General features: G+C 54.4%; 1 protein-coding gene. It reads right to left on the bottom strand.

Annotation, left to right across the window (positions count from 1 at the left end):
- Nucleotides 1-1,469: ribosomal protection-like ABC-F family protein (gene abc-f, locus L693_RS0110365; RefSeq protein ID WP_025717192.1), on the bottom strand; the 1,469-nt coding region annotated here is incomplete at both ends.

Below are 1,469 nucleotides of genomic sequence, written 5' to 3'. Positions count from 1 at the left end.
CCGAGCCTGAGCCGCCACCGGATGCGGCTCTGCTTGCAGATGCCGGGCGTGCCCCTGCATCCGCCTCGCGCTGCAGGCGGGCGTTTTCCAGCTCCCGCTTCTTCGCTCGATATTCATCGAAGCTGCCCTGATAAAAGGCCAGCTTGCCATCCTCCAGCTCCCAAACGCGCCCAGCCAGCTTGTTCACAAAGTAGCGGTCATGTGAAATCGCCAGCACCGTTCCTGTGTAGGTGTCCAGCGCTTCCTCCAGCGCCTCGCGTGAGTCGATGTCCAGATGGTTGGTCGGCTCATCCAGCACCAGCAAATTCGGCTTTTTCATAACCAGCAGCGCCAGCCGCAAGCGGGACCACTCCCCACCGGACAGCATACTCACAGGCTTAAACACATCGGCACCGTAAAATAAATACTTCGCCAGCAGCCCGCGCGCTTCGCCTTCCTCCACGCCGGCTTCCTCCTTGAAGTAGGCAAGCACGGTCGCACGGCTATCCCGTTCTCTCTCTTGCTGCGCCAGATATCCATACTCTACGCGTGCTCCCCATTGTACCGTACCTGCATCCGGACTTTCCTGACCAAGGAGCAGCTTGAGCAGAGTCGTTTTGCCTGAGCCGTTATCGCCCAGCAGTGCCACCTTCTCACCAAATTCCAGACTACCTGTGGCCCCTTTTAATATTTGCCGCTCACCATAAGATTTGACGATTTCTTCAAATTGCAGCACCCTGCGACCTGAGCGATCCTCCAGCTTCAGGTGAAACTCAGCCCCCTGAGGGTCCAGTACAGGCCGCTTTACCAGTTCCATTCGTTCCAGAGCTTTACGGATCGAGTTCGCTTTTTTAAAAAACTTTTCGTTGTCTCCATTGCGGCCCCACTCTTCAAAACGCCGAATGGCCTCCTTCATCTTTTTAATCCGCTTTTGCTGTTCCTTATAATCCTCAAATTGCAGCAGCAGACGTTCTTCCTTTTCCTTGACGTAGCCGCTGTAATTCGTATAGTACGTAAACGCCTCGCCATCCTCCAGCTCAATCATTTTGACGGCAACCCGATCCAGAAAATAACGATCATGGGACACAACCACACACGCACCTGTATAGCCCTGCAAAAATTGCTCGAGCCATTCCAGCCCCTTCAAATCCAGATGGTTAGTTGGCTCATCCAGCAGCAACAAATCCGGCTGTCCGATGAGCTGTGATGCCAGCGCTATTTTGGTTTTCTCTCCACCAGACAATGAGCCGAAGCTACGCGTATACATGGCTTTGGGAATGCGTAGCCCATCCGCCACCTGGTCAATATTCGCATCCATTTCATAGCCGCTATTGCGTTCAAACCGCTCCTGCAAAGCAGCATACGATTGCAGCAGCTTCTCTAAGCGGTCCGCCGCCACACCCGGGTCTGACATTTCTCGCTCCAGTCTGCTCATCTGGCTGTGGCAATCCTTCAGCTCCCGATAGGCGTAGGCCAGCGTTTCATATACC

Source organism: Paenibacillus sp. 1-18, from assembly GCF_000520755.1.
Classification (GTDB): Bacteria; Bacillota; Bacilli; order Paenibacillales; family Paenibacillaceae; genus Paenibacillus; species Paenibacillus brasilensis.
Note: the sequence above shows the minus strand (reverse complement) of the source record. Positions and strands in the feature narration are given on the sequence as shown.